Below are 1,263 nucleotides of genomic sequence, written 5' to 3' on the forward strand. Positions count from 1 at the left end.
TGTTCAGCCCGGGGACATGACCGACGGGTGTTCGGGGACATAGCCGACACATCATAGTGCACGGATTTGGCAGTGTGGGAGGCCAAGTCCATGCCCTGGCGAGAGGTGTCGGTTATGGATCAGCGGCGGGAGTTCGTTCGACTTGCGATGCAGGAAAAAGCGAATCGGCGGGAGCTCTGCCGGCGATTTAATATCCATCCCGATACGGGCTACAAATGGCTTGCGCGATGGCGGGCCGACCAGGACGTTGAGGACCGCTCGCGCAGGCCGCATTCGAGTCCGGGACAGACGGATCGCGGACTGGAAGAACGCATTCTGTCAGTGCGGGATGCTCATCCGGCATGGGGAGCTCGCAAGATCGCTCGTTGTCTCGAGCGAGAAGGCCATCACTCGCCAGCAGTCTCAACAGTCCATCAGATCTTGCATCGATCTGGCCGCATCAAGCCGCCGATCGGCGGGGCGGTTGCCAACCAGCGTTTCGAGATGCCGGCACCCAATCTGTTGTGGCAGATGGACTTCAAAGGCTGGATTCGGCTCGGCAATGACGCCCAATGCCATCCTCTGACGGTCGTGGACGACCACTCACGCTATGATCTGTGCCTGCAGGCCTGTGCCGATCAACGCACAGACACCGTGCGCAGCCGCCTGGAGAAGACCTTTCGCCATTACGGTCTCCCGGAAGCCTTCTTCGTCGACAATGGTTCGCCTTGGGGTGATCCTTCCGGCGAACGATGGACGCGGTTCTCGGTATGGCTGCTCAAGCTCGGCATCGCCGTCATCCACAGCCGCCCATATCACCCGCAAAGCCGTGGCAAGAATGAACGGTTCCACCGTACACTCGCGGCCGAGGTGTTCGCGATGCGGCACTTCCGCGATCTCGCAGAGACACAGCGTGCCTTCGACGCCTGGCGGGAAGTCTACAACTTCGAACGGCCGCATGAGGCACTCGGACAACAGGTCCCGGCCAGTCGCTATCGGCCGAGCCAGCGAGCCATGCCTGATCGATTGCCGAAGGTCGAATACGACAGCCACGAGATCGTGCGCCGTGTCTCCACGACCAAAGCCTATGTCAGCTTCAAGGGACGTCTTTGGAAAGTCCCGCAGGCTTTCCGCGGTGAGCGCCTTGCCATTCGCCCATTGGCAAACGGTGCGCAATACGGGGTCTTCTTTGCCGCACACCAAGTCGCTATCATCGACTTGGCGAGCGGAAAAAGTGTCGGCTATGTCCCCGAACACCCGTCGGTCATGTCCCCGGGCTGAACA

1 protein-coding gene is annotated in these 1,263 nt (G+C 60.6%); it reads left to right on the top strand.

What is annotated here, in order from left to right; all coding sequences use genetic code 11:
• Positions 1-90 precede the first annotated feature (90 nt).
• Positions 91-1,260 (top strand): IS481 family transposase, encoded by a 1,170-nt coding sequence (locus A3AI_RS0141915; protein WP_036051793.1) that lies wholly within the window; start codon positions 91-93, stop codon positions 1,258-1,260.
• Positions 1,261-1,263: the final 3 nt, after the last annotated feature.

It is taken from the genome of Bradyrhizobium sp. Tv2a-2, from assembly GCF_000472425.1.
Lineage (GTDB): Bacteria > Pseudomonadota > Alphaproteobacteria > Rhizobiales > Xanthobacteraceae > Bradyrhizobium.